This window comes from Arenibacter certesii DSM 19833 (genome assembly GCF_000429545.1).
Classification (GTDB): domain Bacteria; phylum Bacteroidota; class Bacteroidia; order Flavobacteriales; family Flavobacteriaceae; genus Arenibacter; species Arenibacter certesii.
Map to the genome: position 1 here is coordinate 1 of NZ_AUCB01000077.1, position 1,899 is coordinate 1,899.

The 1,899-nt window shown below is 51.2% G+C and carries 1 rRNA gene; it reads left to right on the plus strand.

Features of this window, described 5'->3' with window-relative positions:
* Window positions 1-1,899, plus strand: a 23S ribosomal RNA gene (locus tag G466_RS0118825); the annotation flags it as partial.

Below are 1,899 nucleotides of genomic sequence, written 5' to 3' on the forward strand. Positions count from 1 at the left end.
ATGTTGTTTCGGCAATATGGGGGTTGTAGGACCGCGACATTTGATGTGCGATGAATCAGAATCCTTTGGAAAGAGGAACCATAGAGGGTGATAGTCCCGTAAGAGCAAAGACCATTATCGATAGCGGTATCCTGAGTAGTGCGGGGCACGTGAAACCCTGTATGAATCCGGCGGGACCATCCGCCAAGACTAAATACTCCTGAGAGACCGATAGTGAACCAGTACCGTGAGGGAAAGGTGAAAAGAACCCTGAACAAGGGAGTGAAAAAGATCCTGAAACCATACGCCTACAAGCGGTCGGAGCCCTTTGGGGTGACGGCGTGCCTTTTGCATAATGAGCCTACGAGTTACTTTTACTGGCAAGGTTAAGCACTTCAGGTGCGGATCCGTAGCGAAAGCGAGTCTGAATAGGGCGCCATAGTCAGTAGTAGTAGACGCGAAACCGTGTGATCTACCCATGGGCAGGTTGAAGCAGTGGTAACACACTGTGGAGGACCGAACCCGTTGACGTTGAAAAGTCTTGGGATGACCTGTGGGTAGGGGTGAAAGGCCAATCAAACTCGGAAATAGCTCGTACTCCCCGAAATGCATTTAGGTGCAGCGTATACATAGTTTTATAGAGGTAGAGCTACTGATTGGATGCGGGGGCTTCACCGCCTACCAATTCCTGACAAACTCCGAATGCTATAAAATGTTTGTGTGCAGTGAGGGCATGGGTGCTAAGGTCCATGTCCGAGAGGGAAAGAACCCAGATCACCAGCTAAGGTCCCAAAGTATATGCTAAGTTGATATAACGCGGTGGAACTGCATTGACAGCCAGGATGTTGGCTTGGAAGCAGCCATTCATTTAAAGAGTGCGTAACAGCTCACTGGTCGAGCGGTTCCGCATGGATAATAATCGGGCATAAGCATATCACCGAAGCTGTGACTTCTATTTATAGAGGGGTAGGGGAGCATTCCAGGGGTGTTGAAGGTGGCCTGCGAGGTCCACTGGAACGCCTGGAAACGAAAATGTAGGCATAAGTAACGATAATGCGGGCGAGAAACCCGCACGCCGAAAGACCAAGGTTTCCCCAGCTATGCTAATCAGCTGGGGGTCAGTCGGGACCTAACACGAACCCGAAGGGGGTAGTGGATGGACAACAGATTAATATTTCTGTACCTGCTCACGCTAAAAGTGACGGGGATGTGGCGTTGGTGCGTACTGACGGAATAGTACGTTGAAGGGAGCGGTGACGCCCCGATAGTACACTGCGGCTTCGGCCAAGGTGATAATCCAGTTTAACATCCTCCGAGAAAACCAAGTGAAGCAGCCCGTACCGCAAACCGACACAGGTGGTTGGGATGAGTATTCTAAGGCGCTCGAGAGATTCATGGCTAAGGAACTAGGCAAAATAGACGCGTAACTTCGGGAGAAGCGTCGCCCTCCTTTACAGGAGGGCCGCAGTGAAAGAGTCCAGGCGACTGTTTATCAAAAACACAGAGCTCTGCAAAATCGTGAGATGACGTATAGGGCTTGACACCTGCCCGGTGCTGGAAGGTTAAGAGGAGATGTCATTCCTTCGGGGAGAAGCATTGAATTGAAGCCCCAGTAAACGGCGGCCGTAACTATAACGGTCCTAAGGTAGCGAAATTCCTTGTCGGGTAAGTTCCGACCTGCACGAATGGTGCAACGATCTGGACACTGTCTCAGCCATGAGCTCGGTGAAATTGTAGTATCGGTGAAGATGCCGGTTACCCGCAGTGGGACGAAAAGACCCCGTGCACCTTTACTATAGCTTCGTATTGACCCTGGGCAACCAATGTGTAGGATAGCTGGGAGACTTTGAAGCTGCGCCGCCAGGCGTGGTGGAGTCGCCGTTGAAATACCAGCCTTTGTTTGTCCGGGGCCTAACTCCC